The organism is Corallincola luteus (assembly GCF_004336975.1).
Classification (GTDB): domain Bacteria; phylum Pseudomonadota; class Gammaproteobacteria; order Enterobacterales; family Neiellaceae; genus Corallincola; species Corallincola holothuriorum.
In genome coordinates, this window is sequence record NZ_SJXE01000001.1 from 515057 (window position 1) to 534005 (window position 18949).

The window sequence follows — 18949 nt, forward strand, 5'->3', positions numbered from 1 at the left end:
GCGCGGTTTTTGCTTTTTTTAGGTTCTATTATTGCTGCAATTAATGTACGACTTTTCGTCAAATTTCTTTTTTTTATTGATCCCTAGGTGGGGCATTTTTTCTTTCATTTAATCTATGTGTCGCACCATTCAAGTCCAGCTTCTATCCCTATTTGAGCATTCGTGGTTCGCCTCGCTCTCTATTTCATACCCCTTTAGGGGTGCCTTTGTTACCCCCTGAAACTTGTGTTTATTCCTTTGTTAACAATGAGTTAATTGTTTTTCTAAAAAGTTGGTACGCATTGTGTACTACCTCTACCCAGAAACAGTTCGCACTTTTACGCATCACAACAGCTTTGGGAGAGATTCATGTCAAAACAAAAGTGGTTTGCAAAACTTAGCGTGGCGACCCTAGTGTCCAGCGCATTAGCCACCAGCGCGTTCGCGGCTGAGCCAGAGAAAGAAGATCTTAAGTTCGGCTTTATTAAATTGACCGACATGGCGCCATTGGCTGTCGCAAAAGAAAAGGGCTTCTTTGAAGATGAGGGCTTGTTTGTAGAGCTGGAAGCACAGGCAAACTGGAAGGTGTTACTGGATCGTACCATTACCGGTGAACTGGATGGCTCGCACATGTTGGCGGGTCAGCCGTTGGGTGCAACCATTGGCTACGGTACCAAGGCGCATATCGTCACTGCATTTTCCATGGACCTGAACGGTAACGGTATTACCGTTTCCAACGATGTCTGGAAGGAGATGAAAAAACATATTCCTATGCAGGCTGATGGCAAGCCAGTGCATCCGATTAAGGCTGATGCGCTGAAACCTGTTGTCGAAAAATATGCCGATGAAGGTAAGCCATTCAACATGGGCATGGTCTTTCCGGTATCAACGCATAACTACGAGTTACGTTATTGGCTAGCGGCTGGCGGTATTCACCCTGGTTACTATGCACCACATAAAGGTGACACCTCAGGCCAGATTGATGCTGAAGCCCTGTTGTCAGTGACACCACCACCGCAGATGCCTTCAACGCTAGAAGCGGGCACTATTTACGGTTACTGCGTTGGTGAACCTTGGAACCAACAGGCAGTGTTTAAAGGCATCGGTGTACCGGTTATCACTGACTACGAGATCTGGAAAAACAACCCAGAAAAAGTGTTCGGTGTGTCCAAAGCCTGGGCTGAAAAATACCCTGAAACCCATAAGCGTGTCGTAAAAGCGATGATCCGCGCAGCGATGTGGTTGGATGAAAATGATAACGCCAACCGTCCAGAAGCGGTGAAGATCTTATCTCAGTCTCACTATGTTGGTGCTGACTATGACGTGATCGCTAACTCCATGACCGGCACCTTTGAGTATGAAAAAGGCGATAAGCGTGATGTGCCTGATTTCAACGTGTTCTTCCGTTACAACGCCACTTACCCGTTCTACTCCGATGCTATCTGGTACCTGACACAGATGCGTCGTTGGGGTCAGATCTCGGAAGAGAAACCTGACAGCTGGTACATGGATGTCGCGAAAGAGGTGTATCGCCCTGATATCTACATGGCTGCTGCGCAAGAGCTGATTAAAGAGGGTAAAGCGAAAGCGTCTGACTTCCCTGCACTGGATGAAGATGGCTTCAAGCCACCACAGAAAGGTTTTATCGACAATATCGTTTATGACGGTACTCAGCCTAACGCTTACTTGAACAAGTTCGCAATTGGTCTGAAGGGTAAGACGCAGCTGTAACACGGCGCGTTATCTAAGCCAGTGGGTGTGCCTTGAGGTTTCAGACGCGAGGCCACCCACAAGGAATTGCAAGGGGGCAATGATGGCAACAGCAGTATTAGATAAACTCGAATCTATTGGCGGGATCACGCCATTGGTAAAGCTGTGCCGAGGCGACCAGCCGTTGGCACAAATTAACACTATCTTCCGCAATATTGGGGTTCCGATCCTCGCCTTTTTGGTTTTCTTGTTGTTGTGGTCGTGGGCGGCGGGTAAGGTACAAACCAGCCTGGGGCAACTGCCTGGTCCTTCGCAAGTGATAGAGCAGGCGAGTGGCTTATGGCAGGAGCATAAAACGGAACGTGAAAAAGCGGTCGCATTTTACGAACGTCAGGAAAAACGCAACGCCGCTAAGTTAGCCAAAGATCCTGATGCCAAGGTTAAGTGGCGCACCTATAATGGTCGCCCTACCTATATTGATCAGATCTGGACCAGTTTAGTGACCGTGTTCACTGGTTTCCTGATTGCATCGATCATCGCTATTCCGATTGGTATTCTTTGTGGCCTGAATCAAACACTCTATATCGCGCTCAATCCGCTTATTCAGATCTTTAAACCGGTGTCACCTTTAGCCTGGTTGCCTATTGTCACCATGGTGGTGTCTGCGGTGTATGTTTCCAGCGACCCCATGTTTGCCAAATCCTTTGTTACCTCAGCCATTACAGTGACTCTGTGTTGCTTATGGCCAACCCTGCTGAACACGACTGTTGGCGTATCGGGTATCGACAAAGACCTGATTAACGTCTCTAAAGTGCTACGCCTGAGCTGGTTTACTCAGATCCGTAAGATCGTTTTACCCAGTGCTATCCCAATGATCTTCACCGGTTTACGGTTATCCCTTGGTGTGGGCTGGATGGTACTGATCGCCGCAGAGATGCTGGCGCAGAACCCTGGCTTAGGCAAGTTTGTTTGGGACGAATTCCAGAATGGCAGTTCCAACTCATTGGGTCGGATCATGGTCGCGGTATTTACCATCGGCTTTATCGGTTTCATTTTGGACCGCGGCATGCTGGCGCTGCAACGCTGGATCTCCTGGGACAAGTCCGCGGTCCTTCGTTAAGCCCTGCTGTGGTTTGTAAAACAGCAGAATAAGATGCCAAGCCCCCTCAGGGACGATGGCGGCACACGGAAGTGCCACTTTTATTGAGGAACAGAATGATGAGCAGCTCATACTTAAGCATTGAAGGGGTATCGATTGAGTTCCCCACGCCCAACGGCCCATTTAAGGCGTTGGACTCGGTTGATTTGAAAATTAACAAAGGCGAGTTTATCTCCCTGATTGGTCACTCCGGTTGCGGTAAATCGACCGTATTGAATATTGTCGCGGGCCTTTATCAGGCCACCGATGGCGGCGTTATTTTGGACGGCAAAGAGGTTGATGAACCCGGCCCCGAGCGTGCAGTCGTGTTCCAGAACCACTCACTATTACCTTGGCTCACCGCTTACCAAAATGTTGAACTGGCGGTTAAGACCGTGTTTAACAAAACCATGAGCAAAGCGGAGATGCGTGACTGGATCGAGCATCATTTGAAACTGGTGCACATGGACCACGCCATGCACAAGCGTCCAGATGAGATCTCCGGCGGTATGAAGCAACGTGTCGGTATTGCCCGCGCGCTGGCAATGCAGCCAAAAGTGTTGCTGATGGATGAGCCGTTTGGTGCACTGGACGCGCTAACTCGTGCCCATTTGCAAGACTCGCTGATGGAGATCCAGAACGAACTCAACAACACCGTCATTATGATCACCCACGACGTGGATGAGGCGGTATTGCTGTCAGACCGTATTGTGATGATGACCAATGGTCCTGAAGCGACGGTAGGTCAGATCCTCGATATCGATCTGCCACGCCCTCGTGAGCGTTTGGCGCTGGCCGATGATCCGACTTACAACCACTATCGCGCGGAAGTGCTGCGCTTCCTCCATGAGCGACATGCCAAGCCTGATGTGCCACTGGGTACACCTAGCGCCGATGAGGCCGAACAGGCAAAGTCAGAACAAGCGGCTAAGCCAGAGCTTAAACTAGCGACCGCAACCAAAGATGAGCCCCAAGTTGTGAACGGCTAAACAGAGTTCATCACTTCTGTCTGTGAAAAGCTTCCTCTGGGAAGCTTTTTTGTTTTTGAAGGATCGTATTACCGTCATGCTTATTTTGTGACGAAGAGAGATCTACCCGCCTATCTTCTCTTCTTATATAAGAAAATTTTTGAGAAAAAACAGAAAACGATTTAAACCTTTTCATCATCTGTAACGACTAACCCAGCAGAAACATAATCTACGCAACGAAGGGACAGCTTTGAGAGAGCCATTGGTTCAGCAAGCTCAACATGGCGATAAGGCAGCATTTAAAGCGCTATATGACGACAATGTCGGGCGTGTATATGCGCTGGCGTTGCGTATGCTGGGTAATCGTTCACAAGCGGAAGACGTAACGCAAGAGGTGTTTATCAGCGCTTGGAAACAGCTGGTCCACTTTCGTGGCGAAAGCAAATTCAGCACCTGGCTCTACCGAATCGCGACGGCTCGGATCAGCGATCATTGCCGCAAGCACAAAAACTGGCACTTAGTCGGTGAATTGCACGAAGGCGAACTCAACCGTGGCAATGACCCACAAAACCACCTGACGTTGGCATTAGAGCAAGCGATCCAACGACTGCCTGCGCAAGCACGTTCGGTATTCGTTTTGCACGCCATTGAAGGATTTGGCCATCGACAGGTCGCAGAGATGCTTGAGATCGCAGAAGGTAGCAGCAAAGCCCAGTTCCATCGAGCAAGACAGTTGCTCAAGGAGTGGTTAAAAGATGAATGATAAACAACTTGATGCACTGCTGGCGCAGTTGCCAACAGAACAGCAACCAAAACGGGATCTATGGCCTGATATCGAAGAGCAGTTGGTTGACCCAACGGTGGAAGTGACCCCTGCGGAAAAGCGTCGCTGGCTGGCTGTGGCGGCCTTGGCTTTGTTGACCTTTAGTAGCTGGAATTTTATGTTTAAGCCCAGCGATGATCCCGATATTGAAATCGTTATCAATATCGAGCGCACGGCGGCAGAGCAAATTGTGGCTAACTTCAGTCTGCAAAAGAACGCGTTGCTGAAAACCATTGCAGCCGTGGGTTTGGATATTTCCCCTTGGCAAACGGAGTTGATACTGATGGACAGCGCAGAGCAGGAAATCCAGAAAGCCCTGACGCTGCAGCCCGACAACCAGAAGCTTTTGAGCATGTTGCGAGACTTGAATAACAAGCAGATCCAGTTACTAAACACATTGATTCGATTTACTGCTTAAACGACAGGGCAGATCGACGGAATAGAGGGAGAACAACAATGAAACTGACTCACCAATGGCTAGCTATCGCAGTCACCAGCCTGTTTGCTTGGTCGGTCTGCGCCGAGCCAATCAGTGTCGAGCGGGAGGTCACTGGCAATGAAAAAATTGAAATAGTGGTGCCTGCTGGCAAGGCAGAGATACGCGCCAGCGACGATAACAAAGTGGTTATTTCGGGCACGATCGATCCGAAGGCTGATGGCTATGATTTTGCATCAGAAAATGGCGTGACCACGTTTGTCATCAAGCAATCGAAGTCTGGCGAGTACAGCGTTAACGACCCCGGCTCGGTACTTACAATCTCGCTTCCCAAAGGCAGTGTGTTGTCTATTGCCGGTACTTCATTTGATGTCGATATTAGTGGCTTTACTAACCGCAGCCGGATCAACACCGTCAGCGGGGATGTGGTTGCCACTCAAGTGATGGGTGAACTGAAGGTTGAATCCGTGAGTGGAGATCTCACCTGCATGCGTTGCGACGGTGACATCAGTCTAACCACCGTAAGCGGTGATATTGAAGATAAGCAGTCTGCTGGCAAACTTGCGCTGCAAGTGGTTAGCGGTGATATTGAATCAGATACCCAGGCCACAAGCGTCAAGTTTGAAGCGGTCAGCGGCGATATCACTGCGGATATTCAGCAGGCGCAACAAATTTTCATGAATGTCGTCAATGGTGATGTCGAAGCCAAAATTCGCAACGGTGAAGCGCCTGAAGTGACCATAGCTACAGTCAATGGGGATGCTGAGCTGTATTTACCCGCCAATACCAGCGCCCGAGTGCGTGCCAGTGCCGTGGCGGGAGGGGATATAGACAACCAAATAAGCGATGACCGTGCGATTGAAGAAGAGTATGGCTCAGGTAGCAGCCTCACAACCAAGCTGGGTGCTGGCGCAGGTAAGATCGAGTTTACTTCTGTTAACGGTGACTTGACGCTGAAAAAGCTATGAGCCAGTCAAACTAGCACGACTAATCATGGTGCAAGGTAGACCGCTCGTCCTCGCCAGATTAAAGCCAGATCCATGAAGGGCCTATCTAGGCCCTTTTTAATGTTTTGCTAGTATTTGGTTCCTATAAAAAAGGCCGATATACCTTGGTATATCAGCCTTTTTTCAATGCCTTAGGGAAGGCTGAGTGCGGTATAGATTAGCGGGCTTTTACCCAGTTACTGTATCCACTCTTTCCGCAACTGTTGGTGGCTCGAACGATCAAGTAAGTGGGGGTTGAAGCGGTGACCTGCAGCGATGTTGCGGCTGTTTCCATGTAATCAACCCAGGCACTGCCTGTCCATCGTTTTAATTCATAGCTGGTGGCGTCAGAGATCTTTGTCCAAGAGACTGTAGCTCCCTGCACTGCCATGCTGGGAGCCGCTGGCGCAGAAGTACACTGAGACGTTAGTTTGACTTCTGTCCATGGTGAATACTCACCAGGCTCACCGCAGGCATTGACCCCTCTGATTAAGAAGTAGCTGGTACCTGATTGTCCGGTGACCTGCACCTGATTGTCTGTGGTGGTGGTGTAAGCGTGCCAACGGCGGTTGGCTTCATCCCATAGTTGCAGTTCGTAGGACGCAGCGCCAGCCAGCGCGTTCCATTGACCAGTAAATCCTGTGGCTGTGATATCGGTTGCCCAAGGCTTTTCTGGGGCGGCTAGCGCCTCACAGGGTTGAGTATCGGTTAACAGCTCGATGGTTACCCAAGCAGACGGACTCGCTTGATCGCCACAGGCATTGAGCGCAATGACTTGAACATACTGGGTGGTGCCTGAAGGCAGATTGGTGATTGTCAGCTCGGTGGCTTGGGTGGTGCCGTGATCAACCCACTTCTTCGCGCCTTCATCCCATAACTGAATCAGGTATGAACTGCTGCTCTGCGTTGCGTCCCAGCTGACATTGAAAGAGGTTTCAGTGACGGCTCTGATCGCCAATTGGCCAACCACTTGGGGAACGTCGCAACCTTGACTGTCGTCCAGTTTAACCGCGACAGCGGCACTGAAACCTGTGCTACTGCAGTCGTTGCTGGCTTTGATACGCACCTGAGCGTCGCTGCCTTCAGTGAGGCCGGTGAATTGATAGCTGGTTGCTGCGGTACTGAAACTTTCCCATACATCGTTGCTGAACAGGTCAATTTGATATTGCTTGGCATCTGCCAATGGCTCCCATGATGCAGTGAAAGCGTTTGTCGTTATTTGCGTTGCGGTTAAACCGCTAGGGGCATCGCTGAGCTCTGGGCACTGTGTGTCGTCACCACTGAGTGTGACCGTCCAGCTGATCGAGTCACTCAACAGGTTACTTGGGTCGCGGCGTACGCGGTTGGTGCTGTCTTGCACAACCGCTTTGACTAGATAGCTGCCATCGCTATAGTTATTTTTTGATAACGTAAACTGGCTACCGTTTGCCACCTCACTGCCATCCACGTACCAGGTTATCTGTTGTGTACTCAGCGCGGGGTCAATGGTTTCAAGCTCGAACTGTTGACTGCCATGCGCAGACAAAGAGGTTTTTGTGGGGCTGAAGCTATCAATGGCATCGGCGTATTGATAAGTCTTTAGAACCAAAACTTCGTTGTTAATCTCTTCAAATGGCTGACCAAGCGAGCGCATCATCGAGTTGTTGGTGGGGCGATATTTCCCGGTGGCACAGTAGCTTGAGCCTTCAAACCAATCGACTCTGCTGATATCGCTCCAATAATCCCATTTCTGACCACGACGGGAAGTTGAGTTTGGCTCGCTAGGCTCGCCGCCGTAACAAGTGCCGTAGTCGTATTCGTCAGCCAGACCACCGTATGAGTGACCAATTTCGTGCAAGGCCAGATCAATCGCGGCACTGGCCAGAGACATGGTGGCCACGGTGCCGCCAGCACCGCCATACTTGGTGGTATTGACGACCACCAAAATCTGGTCACGTGCATTGGTATCCATACGCGCGCGCACGTAGCTCTGAACCTTAGATTCATCGACACACAGCAGTCGATCAATACCGTAGCAGCCAAAATGGCCACCAAAAGCGTTATTGATCTGCTGGCCATTGACGCCTGCACCGGACACGGCGCTCACCGCTTTTACGCCCCAGACGTTGTAAAATTTCTTGTATTCGTTATAGGGCACTTCTTTAAAGTAGCCTTCAACAACCCGCTGAACGTCCTGTTCAAATTTACCTTGCTCACTGGCGGTATAGCCGTCGGCCACAATGACAAGATCAGAACGGTTGTCTGAATCGCCGTTATACAGCACAGGAAAGACATCATCGCTCATCGCTGCCACTCGGCTCTGTGCCTTAATGGTGGACTTTCCCACGGTGATCCGGTCGATCTCAACCAGCTTACCTTCGCTTTGTTGATAGATGATCAACTGCTCGATATCTGCAGATTCAGGCAAGGTGATATCAACAACGCCTTTGGGGAGCTCAACGACTTGGGCGTGTTCTATTTCCCCCGTGTCTGGATTGAATGATTCCACGTTTTTGCGCAATGGATTTTGAATGACGGTTTCAGACAGTGTGTCGCCACTTTTATTTACCGCGACAACGAGCAACTGAGACTCCTCATTGGTCAATTGACTGCTGGTTCGTGGCGTCGCATCACTCACCTTATTGTCAATGGTTCGGCTGCTGATTGGCGCATTGGTTCGTTGCTGTACACCTGCCTGCTTATTAAAAAGCTCAAGGGTGATGTGGCGGCTTTGAGCAGAAGCGGAGAGAGAGGTAGTGAGACTCATAAAACAAAGAGTAAGAGATAACAGTATTCTTTTTATCGACATGATGGATCTTGGTTTTGGTGTTGTAATCGCGATGTTAATGTATTCTTGCGTCGAGGTTAAGTTATTGTTTTGTATAAAGCTTTGTCTAAATTTGCTTTGTTTTTATTAATAAATTAGCGAGTGTTTGTGCGTGGTCTTTTCTAACGATGCAGAGAGTGGAAAGAGCTCTTATAACACTGATTGCCGATACTTAGGGTTTCTGATGTGCTCTTGTCATCCCCCTTAATCTAAGCGCTTGCGTTGTGAGATTAGGTTGTATGCGAAAAAGGCCGCAAATGCGGCCTTTTTTAACTGAATAATTGCCTGTTGGTTAAGGCAAATCGCAGCTATCGCTCCAGCCACTCACTGTGCTGTAACAGCCATTGGCGGTGCGGAACAGGTCACTGGTCTGGTTGCCCGAACCGTTAGCATCATTAAAGATCAGGTTGGTTGAGCGGGCGCCTTCTGGCAGTTGGAAGAAGAACCAACCGTTATCCAGATTGGTCATCTGAATGCCTGGCCAGCCCGGACCATCGACCGAGGCGCCCCAGAAGTAGAGGTACACTTCATCCGTCCAGTCTGCTGGCTTCTCGAACCAGAAGCTGAGACCGGGCAGGGTGCAGCTGTCGCTCCAGGTGTCAGCTCCGTAGCAGCCTTCTCCTTCGCGGTAGAGATCACCCGTCTGGTTACCCGCGCCGTCATTAAAGATCATGTTGGCGCTTTCGACACCGGCAGGCATCTCGAAGCTAAACCAGTCATCACCCAGTGGCAGCATCGCCGCGCCAGGCCAGTCGACACTGTATGACTCAGGTGCTGTATCCCAGTAATAAATGTTGGGATCCGCCCAGGTCGCAGGCTTTTTAAAGTAAACCGTGAAGCCTGGCTCGGTGACTGCGCCATAGCTGGGGTTACAAGGGAATTCGCCTTGCGCCGCGCCTTGCTCTTGAACAAAAACGGCGGCAGTTAACGCCGGTAGGCTGTATGTCGCGCCGTCTACTGAGGCTGTTTTTACTACCGCGTCTGCGCCATTTTGCTGGATGCTATGCAGGGTCAGTCCTGGCAGATCATTCAGTGTGATGTCGCGGTTCACGCGGTCGGCATTAAACAGCACCAGAATGCCGTCATAGCTTGGGTCGAGGTCGCTACCTGAACAGACACCGTCGCTGACGCTCATGGCTATGATACCTGCGGCCTGATCTGGACCGGTGTTCCAGTAAGCAAGGCGCTGTTCGACCTGTTCTGCTGTGTCTAAGCGGAACAGTTTACTGTCGTAGCGCAGTTGCAGCTGTTGTTGGAACAGACTGGTGGCCATGTCGATGTGAGAAGCCTGAGCGACGGTGTTGCTGTTGCTCATGATCTCAGCCATACGCGTCCAACGTGCTTCGTTGGCTTCTGCTGGTGGCAGACCGACAGCCCAGTTATTGCTTTGTTTGGTGAAGTCGATTTTGTTGAACCAGTCGCCGGAATCAAACGAGTTACGATCCATCGATTTAGAGCGCGCTAAGTCGGACGCCATTTGATGGAAAGGAATACCTTGGCCCAGATTGACAAATGACTGGCTCAGCGCCTGAACGCGGACACGTTCAGCGATGCTGATATCGTCTGGCAGTTTCGCCTGGGTGTTATCCCAAAGGGTCTCGTTGTCATGTTTGTCGACGTAGTTGACCGCTTCCTGTGGATCCAGGTTGTAGCCGACACCGCTGTAGCTCAGGCCATCGGTGGTGGTGCCTGTGTTGTCAACAAACGGGTAGGTTTGCAGGTTACCAGCCATGCCGATACGGATGCGGTCAGCTTGGTCAACTAGGCTGGAAGCGCCGGGGGCACGGCCATTCCAGAACAGCTCATTGCCGTTGGCAAACCCTTGTGCTGCGCCGCGGTCAGTGAAGTTGCCACCACGTACCGCATCACGCAAACGGTCGTTGAAAGTACCAATGCCCGTGCCTGCCATGTTGAACTGGGTGGCTTGTTCAAAGCGTTGGTCGCCAGAGACTTCGCCGAAGTCCCAGCCTTCGCCATACAGGTAGATATTGGCACCATCGACACCGTCAGTGGCTAGGGTGAGGGTTTGCAGTGTGGCTTGTGCTTCGACCATCACCGCTTTAGGGATGTGGCCCATCAGATCGAAGCGGAACGCATCAATCTTGTAGTGCTTAGCCCAGTGAACCAAGGTGTCGGTGAGCAATTTACCCATCATTTCATGCTCGGTGGCGGTGTTGTCGCAGCAGGTGCTCATTTCGACATCGCCACTGAATGGGTTACGACGGTGGTAATAGCCCGGAACCACTTTATCCAGAACTGACTGGTTAGACAGACCCGAAGCGAAGGTGTGGTTGTAGACCACATCAACGACCACATTCAGGTCGACTTCGTCCAGAGCCTTCACTAGCTCGCGGAACTCGACAATACGTGCCGTGCCTTGCGGATCGGTGGCGTAACTGCCTTCCAGCGCGTTGAAGTGATAGGGATCGTAACCCCAGTTGAAGCCATCTACTGATACCGCTGCATCGCTACGAGGCTCGTACAAGATCGCCTGGATCTCAGCATTGAGTGGATCTGCGTCTTTTAACTGCGTTAGTGCTTCGCCAAGTGTCAGTCCGTCGAAATCGCCACAGCGTGCTTGTACCGCAGGTGTGGTTACTAGCGCACATAGCTTGCTGTAGGGGTCATCGAGATCGGCACGCATGGTGCCGTCTTCTCTGATCGAGCCTAGATCATTCACCGGCAACAGATGGAAGTGGCTCAGGCCTGCAGCTTGTAGCGCTTGCAGATGGGCCATACCCGCTGACAGTGGTGCGCTGTCAACGCCATTGTAGGTGAACGCCAAGTATTTACCGCGATGTGCTGCGGGTACTGCCGTGTCAAACGCACTGAAATCGCGAACATGGCCTTCATACACAGTGATATCACTGTGGGGTGGCAGCGCTTTTTGAATACCATCCCAGCCGGTAGGCTTGAGGCTGGCATCATTGAGGTTGACCACCTGGCTGTAACGGCTGTCTGTGCTCAGGCTGACGGAGTAAGGGTCGGTGACGCGGAAGGTCTCCAGTTGATCACTCAGGTGATGGAACACACTGACTTCAAACTGGTAGTACATCAGATCCCAACTGGCGTCGCCTACAAAGTGCCAGACCCCGTTAGCGACTGATGATGCAGTAATCGCCGTGCCATCAGAAACAGCATCGCTAGAGGGGATCAGCTGAATATTTTGCGCCGTCGGCGCCCATACTGAAATATGGGGTTGTCCTTGCTCAAAGTAGAGACCTAATTGGCCGTCGTATGCGTAGAGCTGATCCAATACCCAAGGTGTTTGTACGCGGGTGACTTCCAGTAGGAAGTCATTGCTGTCATACGCCGCCAACAGCAGGTGACCTTTAAGCAACTGGTCTGCGATTGTCGCATCGATAGCGTCGATTGACCAAGCATCTAGTCCGGTCAGGTGCGGTGCTTTTTCTGCAATATCTGCAGGAATGGATGCGCCTGCACTCAGAGTGACAGAGGTCTCTACGTTTTGCAGTTGGTTATCAACCACAACAATGGATTGAGATTGCGCGGAAACCAGCTCGACTCGAGCCCAGCGGCTGTCCGATGGAGTCCAGAGAAGACTGTTCAGCGCCACCCAGTGGGCCGAAGCATTCTGGATCTCAACGTCTGTACTTGAGTCTGGCGTGATACAGCTGTTGCGCCAATCTTCGCTGAACTCACCAAAACAGCCATCACCGTCGCGGAACAGATCGGTTGTTTGATTACCTGCGCCATCATTGAAAATCAGATTAGCGCTGTCCACACCTTGTGGGAACTCAAACAGGTACCAGTCATCACCCAGGCTGGTCATGGCCGCTCCTGGCCAGTCAACTGCAGGAGCGGGATCCGCTTCCCAGTAGTAGAGGTTGACGTCGCCACCCCAATCAGCGGGCTTTTTGAAGTAGAGCTTTAGCCCTGGCTTTGGATAGTCACAGCTATCAGTCCAATCGCCATCTGCAACGCTGTAGCAGCCGTCTCCTTCGCGGAATAGATCCGATGTTTGTTGACCTGTGCCATCATTGAAGATCAGGTTGGCGTATTGCACGCCCGCAGGAAACTGGTAACTAAACCAGTTGCTGCCTAGATCGGTCATGGCGTCACCTGGCCAGCCAACATTCGGTGCATTTGTTGGCCCAGGACTCCAGAAATAGAGGTTGGGTGCTGCCCAGGCATCTGGCTTCTCTAGGTAGGCAGTAAAACCTGGAATAGCACAGCTGTCGCTCCACTCGTTGGTTTCGATGTCGTAGCAGCCGTCAGCATCACGATAGAGGTCGGTGGTTTGATTGCCGGTGAGGTCATTGAAGATCACATTGGCAGCTGACACACCGTCGGCAAACTGGTAGCTATACCAATCATCACCAATGGCTGTCATCTCGGCGCCGGGCCATGCGGGATCGTTGGCTGTGCCCCAGAAATAGATATTGGGTACGTTCCAGCTTAATGGGCGGCGAACATAGACAGTGAAGCCAGGCTCTGAACCTGTAATATCGCAGCTGTCTATCCACTCACTGTTTTCGTAGCAGCCGTCAGCATCTCGGTATAGATCGCTGGTTTGATTGCCGTCGCCATCGTTAAAGATCATGTTGGCCATGGTGACGTTTAGCGGCATCTGGTAGCTGTACCAGTCGTTGCCCTCATCAGTCATCGCAACGCCAGGCCAGTCAACCGCTGGCGCAGGGGCTGCATCCCAGTAGTAGAGATTAATGCCATCGGTCCAGTCGATAGGCTTTTTAAAGTAGAGTTTTATGCCTGCTTGAGGTGGCTCGCAGTCGACGATCCAGGCGTCATTTTCGTAACAGCCGTCTCCTTCGTGATAGAGATCGCCGGTCTGATTACCACTGCCATCGTTAAAGATCATGTTGGCCATGGCGACATCGGTAGGCAGTTGGTATTTGTACCAACCTTCGCCGATGAGCTCCATGGCAACGCCAGGCCAGCTGGCGTCATCCGCAGGGGCAGCGTTCCAATAATAGAGGTTTATGGTATCGGCCCAGCCATCAGGCTGCTTGAAGTAAAGGGTGATCCCCGGCTCAGGTAGATCGCAGCTGTCTTGCCAGCCGGCATCAATGGTGTAACAGCCATCGCCTTCACGGTAGAGATCTGTGGTTTGCTGACCTGCACCATCGTTGAAAATCATATTGGCGCTGGTGACGCCATCGTCGAACTTGAACTGGTACCAGTTTTCAATGACATGTTCCATGGTGACGCCTGGCCAGCTGGTGTCGGCTTGGGGCGCAGCAGCCCACCAGTAGAGGTTGGGTGCTTCCCACTCCTCTGGCTTTTCAAACAGGATGGTCATCCCTTCGACCGCACCAATTTCGGTGGTTACTTCAATCACGCTTTCATCGGGAACATTGGTTGCAGTGGCACGGAAGCTGACCGGCGTGCCATCGGCGAGTTCGGTGGCGTCAAAGTAGACGCGATAAGGAGGCGCAGCATCGTGGCCGATAAAGATCCAGTCACCGCCATCAACACTGGCTTCAAAATCAACACCATATAAGCCTGGATAGGCGGCTGGCACTTCATGAGCCATGGTGACCGCGACTTCCACGCGGTCCATTACCATCGCCCCGTCAGTGAGTGTGCTGAATAAGAGGGCAGGGGTGTCGTCAGGCTTGGCTATCTTGTCCATGGATAGGTAAACCACAGCAGACAGAGCTGGCACCGTGAGCGTTAGTTGGCCGTCAGCATCCGGTGTTAGCTTTTCACCTGGTTTGGGCCAAATACGGGCATAGCGGCTGCCGTCGACATCAGTGGAGAAGCTCTGCTCTTCGGTAGAGGTATTAAATGCAACCAGGTATTCGCGGCGCTCATCGCTGTCCATTCTTGAGAATGCGAAAATGCCAGGGGTTGCACTGCTGTAACGTGCGTATTGGTCACCGCGACGTAAACCATTGTACTTGTCGAGCAACTTGGAAAGCGCCTTAACATTTTTATACAGCGGATGGCGTTTATTAAAGTTGTCGTCGGCGGTTGTGTCATCCGTGCCGATCAGATCATTGTCGTTAAACTCTTCAACCAAGCTGGGCATCATATCTTCACGGGCGTCAGCATCGTTGCCATCACCGGTAAAACCCTGCTCGTCACCGTAGTAAACCACGGGAACACCACGAGCCAGGAATAGAATGCTGTTGGCGAGTTCGGCGCGCGCCAGACGCTCCTCTTCAGAGGCTTCTGGATTAAAGATGTCGATCTGCTGGCCAATACGGCCAACGTCGTGGTTGCCGGAGAAGGTCAGTAGTTGCGACGCATTACTGTCAGCATCGGTGTAGTAGTCATCGCGATCAAAGATCCACTGCAGGCGATCTGTGCCTTGGGAATCGGCGACTACGTCACGAATGGCGTAATAGAGACCGAAGTCGAGGACTGAAGGGAGCTGTCCCTTGGTGGAGTAGACGCTCAAATCTTTAGGGTGACCTTCAAATACTTCGCCAAATACGAAGAAGTCGTCCAGCCCTTCATCTTCAGCGTGAGCCATAATGGCCGGGGTCCACTGTTGCCAGAACTCAATATTTACATGCTTTACGGTATCGACACGAAAGCCGTCCATGCGGTATTCGCTGATCCAATATTTAAACAGATCAACCATGCCGTTAACGACATCTGGATGTTCTGTTTTCAGATCATCCAGACCGAAGAAGTCACCATTGAATGAGTTCTCACCACTGAAAGTGCTATCACCCTGATTGTGGTAGTACTCAAAATCATTTAACCAAGCAGGAACCTTCACCTCTTCCATGCCGGGCAGGGCAAACGGGGTGTAAGGATTGGTCGCTATTTCATCCAGAGAGCGATAAGGACAGCCGGTATCCGGATCGATCAGTGAGCCGTCGGCGTTATGGCACTCCTGAAAACGGATCACATCAGCGGTATGGTTGATGACAATATCGAAAAACACCTTGATATCACGCTTATGCGCTTTGTCTATCAAGGTTTGTAGTTCGTCGTTACTGCCCCAATGCGGATCGATTTGGGTGTAATCGATGGTCCAGTAGCCATGGTAGCCCGCAGAGTTATCTACGGTGGGCATATTTTTGAATACTGGCGTCATCCAGATCGCAGTGATGCCCATCTGATCCAGATAGGGTAACTTTTTAATCAAGCCTTTAAGGTCACCACCGTGGTAGTAACGTTTATCAGCCGGATCATAGCCATGATCTTGCTTTTCGCCTTCGATACCGCCGGTATCATTGCTGGTATCGCCGTTGTGAAAGCGATCAGGTAGCACAAAGTAGAACACTTCATCTTCTATCTTGCGATCGTTACAGGCGCTTAATCCCGCTGCAATGAGCAGCATGAGTAGCGCTTTGCCGAATTTAGACCAAATCATCCTTATGGTTCCTCGGTAAGTCACAGAAAGTTAGCGTTTACGGTTTTACAAAATTTAAACAATTTAGCGATGGTACCGACTAAAAAGTGAACTGTCCGTCAACATTCCGACGTTTTGCTAACGGCATCACACAGCATTAGAATTCTGTAAAAAAGCCTGACGTAAACCTAGAGCGTCATAAAACAGGCGTTTGAAATTGTCATTGATGGCGCAATAGACATTGGTGGTGGAGGATCTGACTGTTTGAATGTTGGGTCGGCGATTAGCAAATGAATTTGCGCCTGAGTGAGATGACGCTATCTGTCTAAGTTACCCGTGGTGATACTGCAAATAATAAAAAAGGCTTCCCGAGGGAAGCCTTTTTTGTTGACCTGCTGTTAAGAATTAACGACGCCAGGCAGGGATGTTATCTTCGTAGCTTTGGATCTGCTCTGCAAACTGCAATGTCCAACCGATGCTGTCCAACCCTTTCATGATGCATTCGCGATGGAAAGGATCAATATCAAAACCGAAGCTGGCACCACTTGGTGCGATTACCTTTTGGTTTTCCAGATCAACAGTGATCTTACTGCCTTCCTCTGCGACGACCTCTTCGAACAGCTGCTGCACCTGCGCTTCTGTTAAGCGAATCGGCAGCATGCCGTTATTGATGGCATTGCCATAAAAGATGTCGGCAAAAGTCGGGGCTATCACGACTTGGAAGCCCATCTCTTTCAGTGCCCAGGGCGCGTGCTCACGGGAAGAGCCACAACCGAAATTCTCTCTGGCTAAAGGGTTAACAGGGGGGTTAACAGGGGACAGCCACTCGACGTTGACAGTTCTAGGTTCGTTTTCTACGCTTTTTGAGTGATTAATTGTCAAGCAAGGAAGCCGTGATGACTCGCCCTCGCTCAGAGCTGGTATAGCCAGCCGATACGCCTTACTACCACTGTGTTTGCCGCTGCGTTCGCCGTGCTTTCTTGTGTGGCGAAGATAGATTTACCAACACGGACTACAGCCACCGTAAGGCTTGGGTGTTAGAGCGCTTAGCCCTGCTAGATGAAGTCTTCACCATTGAACTTTGCGCTTACGCCGTCATGTCTAATCACTATCATTTGGTAGTACATCTCAACCCTAAAAAGGCCGAACAGCTTACTGACAGAGAAGTCTCTGAGCGCTGGGCCAAGCTGTTTACTTGGCCAATCATGGTAGGGCGTTACTTGGCAGGAAAGCTCACTACGGATGCTGAAAAGCAGGTTGCCATAGACATCATCCAACAATGGCGTGAACGCTTGTCAGATATATCGTGGTACATGCGTTGTTTGAATGAACACATTGCCCGTAAAGCCAATGAAGAAGACAAATGCAAAGGACGCTTCTGGGAGGGTCGATTCAAGTCCCAAGCCATCCTTGATGAAGCAGGGCTGTTGGCCTGTATGACCTATGTTGATTTGAATCCACTCAGGGCAGGTATCGTTGATACCCCAGAGCAGTCTGCTGATGTCTCAATTCATCAACGCTTAAAGCAATATCAACAAAGTACTGAGAAGCCGACTCCGCTAGATCCGACCGATAAGAACAGCAGCGAAACAGCCAAAACGCCATTACTGCAATCCTTTACAGGTAACCACCACCACGACAGGTCTGAAGGCATTCCATTTTCTTTTGCAGACTACCTTGAGCTGGTGGATTGGACGGGCAGGGCACAACGAAAAGACAAACGCGGTAGTATTCCCAAAGATACGCCGCCTATTCTGGAGCGCTTAGGTTTAGATGCGGAAACCTTTATTGCAGCCATTCAAAAGCAAAACCTGTCACGCGGTACCGTGATTGGTAACCCCGCCAGCAGAAAGCGCTATGCGCAATCCAATGCGAGAAGTCGGGTGTATGGCCCTGCGTTAACGCCACCGACTGGCTAAACCGAAACGTACCACTTTCATCAATGCATCACTCTTCATTCCCTCAGGGGAAGAGGCTGGTGTGCCTTGCTTCCTGTGGCTCAGCTTAAAATCGTAAAACATCCCTTAAAAAATAGTCAGTTAACAAGCCTGAAATCATATTTTTAGCTCTAGGGCTATTGAATCTATTTTGTCTAAAGGTGATGATTTAGATTCATCTAAAGATGGCTGTCCTAGAAGATGTCGCCGGATATATGTCCGCAAACCGATCTTCCTGAAAGCGACTTGCAATATCCGGGGCGTCCATATATGTCCTTTTATCTGTATTTTTGCGTATTTAAGTTTCCCCAAAAGCCCCATTGAAGAGGCTTTCGGGCATGAGTAGATTTATTTCGTGGGGATCCGTCAGACTCTGACCCCTTTGATTTGACTCCTTGATCGTAATTTTTTAGCTTGGTGCCGCAATTTTTGCGTTGGGCCATTTTTTGAGCATAAATCAAGAGCTTTGGAGATAACGACATCACATGGCAGTTGTTCAACATACTTTAAAGATAAGTTGCACCAATATTCCGAGCCTGAATTTATACCCGAAAGCACCACGTCCTGAAACGGGAAGCTTTCTAATAAATCGGCTGGTAATTGCTGAGACTCAAGCCCTCTTTTAATAGCAAACTTTACATCCTTTAAGACTACTTCAAGTATGGGGTACAAAGGCATAAATGATTTCTTAGAATCAAATTCATATACAGATTCTGAGCCAACTCTGAGCCAACGACCATTAGACGATATTCCCAACAGTAAGCCAAGAGTATCCAAAGTAACCACTTTTACCCACTTCAGCGATTTACTTTCATCACCATCAACAGGACTTTCATTCCACGAGGTTACTTGCGATAACAGATCTTGATGCATAA

General features: G+C 50.4%; 9 protein-coding genes and 2 pseudogenes. 7 read left to right on the forward strand and 4 right to left on the reverse strand.

Annotated features, from left to right (window positions below; translation table 11 throughout):
- Positions 1 to 348: 348 nt before the first annotated feature.
- The 6 genes from EZV61_RS02300 to EZV61_RS02325 all read left to right on the forward strand — a co-directional run bounded on the left by EZV61_RS02300 (position 349) and on the right by EZV61_RS02325 (position 6022).
- Complete coding sequence (locus EZV61_RS02300) at positions 349 to 1710, forward strand: CmpA/NrtA family ABC transporter substrate-binding protein (RefSeq protein ID WP_114337096.1); 1362 nt, start codon at positions 349 to 351, stop codon at positions 1708 to 1710.
- An 82-nt stretch (positions 1711 to 1792) separates the two neighbouring features.
- Positions 1793 to 2809 carry an ABC transporter permease gene (locus tag EZV61_RS02305; protein WP_131414695.1) on the forward strand — a complete coding sequence of 339 codons (1017 nt, stop codon included), beginning with the start codon at positions 1793 to 1795 and terminating at the stop codon, positions 2807 to 2809.
- A gap of 98 nt (positions 2810 to 2907) precedes the next feature.
- On the forward strand, positions 2908 to 3816 hold the full coding sequence (locus EZV61_RS02310) for an ABC transporter ATP-binding protein (RefSeq protein ID WP_131414696.1): 909 nt from the start codon (positions 2908 to 2910) through the stop codon (positions 3814 to 3816).
- Positions 3817 to 4045: 229 nt separating this feature from the next.
- Positions 4046 to 4558 carry an RNA polymerase sigma factor gene (locus EZV61_RS02315; RefSeq protein WP_131414195.1) on the forward strand — a complete coding sequence of 171 codons (513 nt, stop codon included), beginning with the start codon at positions 4046 to 4048 and terminating at the stop codon, positions 4556 to 4558.
- Positions 4551 to 5036, forward strand: a complete 486-nt coding sequence (locus EZV61_RS02320) for a hypothetical protein (RefSeq protein WP_131414196.1) — start codon at positions 4551 to 4553, stop codon at positions 5034 to 5036. Before EZV61_RS02315 ends, EZV61_RS02320 begins: the two co-directional genes overlap by 8 nt.
- Positions 5037 to 5074: 38 nt before the next feature.
- Positions 5075 to 6022 carry a DUF4097 family beta strand repeat-containing protein gene (locus EZV61_RS02325; protein ID WP_131414197.1) on the forward strand — a complete coding sequence of 316 codons (948 nt, stop codon included), beginning with the start codon at positions 5075 to 5077 and terminating at the stop codon, positions 6020 to 6022.
- 196 nt (positions 6023 to 6218) lie between these two features.
- Here the strand turns inward: EZV61_RS02325 and EZV61_RS02330 are convergent, their stop codons facing one another.
- The 3 genes and pseudogenes from EZV61_RS02330 to leuD form a co-directional block, all read right to left on the reverse strand.
- On the reverse strand, positions 6219 to 8828 hold the full coding sequence (locus EZV61_RS02330; protein WP_131414198.1) for a M64 family metallopeptidase: 2610 nt from the start codon (positions 8826 to 8828) through the stop codon (positions 6219 to 6221).
- A gap of 310 nt (positions 8829 to 9138) precedes the next feature.
- The gene (pulA, locus tag EZV61_RS02335) at positions 9139 to 16158 is read right to left on the reverse strand and encodes a pullulanase-type alpha-1,6-glucosidase (RefSeq protein ID WP_131414199.1); all 7020 of its coding nucleotides are present in this window, start codon (positions 16156 to 16158) and stop codon (positions 9139 to 9141) included.
- Positions 16159 to 16542: 384 nt separating this feature from the next.
- Positions 16543 to 16929 (reverse strand): annotated as a pseudogene (gene leuD / locus EZV61_RS02340) (3-isopropylmalate dehydratase small subunit); the annotation flags it as partial.
- Between the two features lie 488 nt (positions 16930 to 17417).
- Between leuD and EZV61_RS02345 the strand changes: the two are divergent.
- Positions 17418 to 18056, forward strand: a pseudogene (locus EZV61_RS02345) (transposase); the annotation flags it as partial.
- Positions 18057 to 18440: 384 nt separating this feature from the next.
- Here the strand turns inward: EZV61_RS02345 and EZV61_RS02350 are convergent.
- Positions 18441 to 18947: a hypothetical protein gene (locus EZV61_RS02350; RefSeq protein WP_131414201.1), complete on the reverse strand. Its 507-nt coding sequence runs from the start codon at positions 18945 to 18947 to the stop codon at positions 18441 to 18443.
- Positions 18948 to 18949 lie beyond the last annotated feature (2 nt).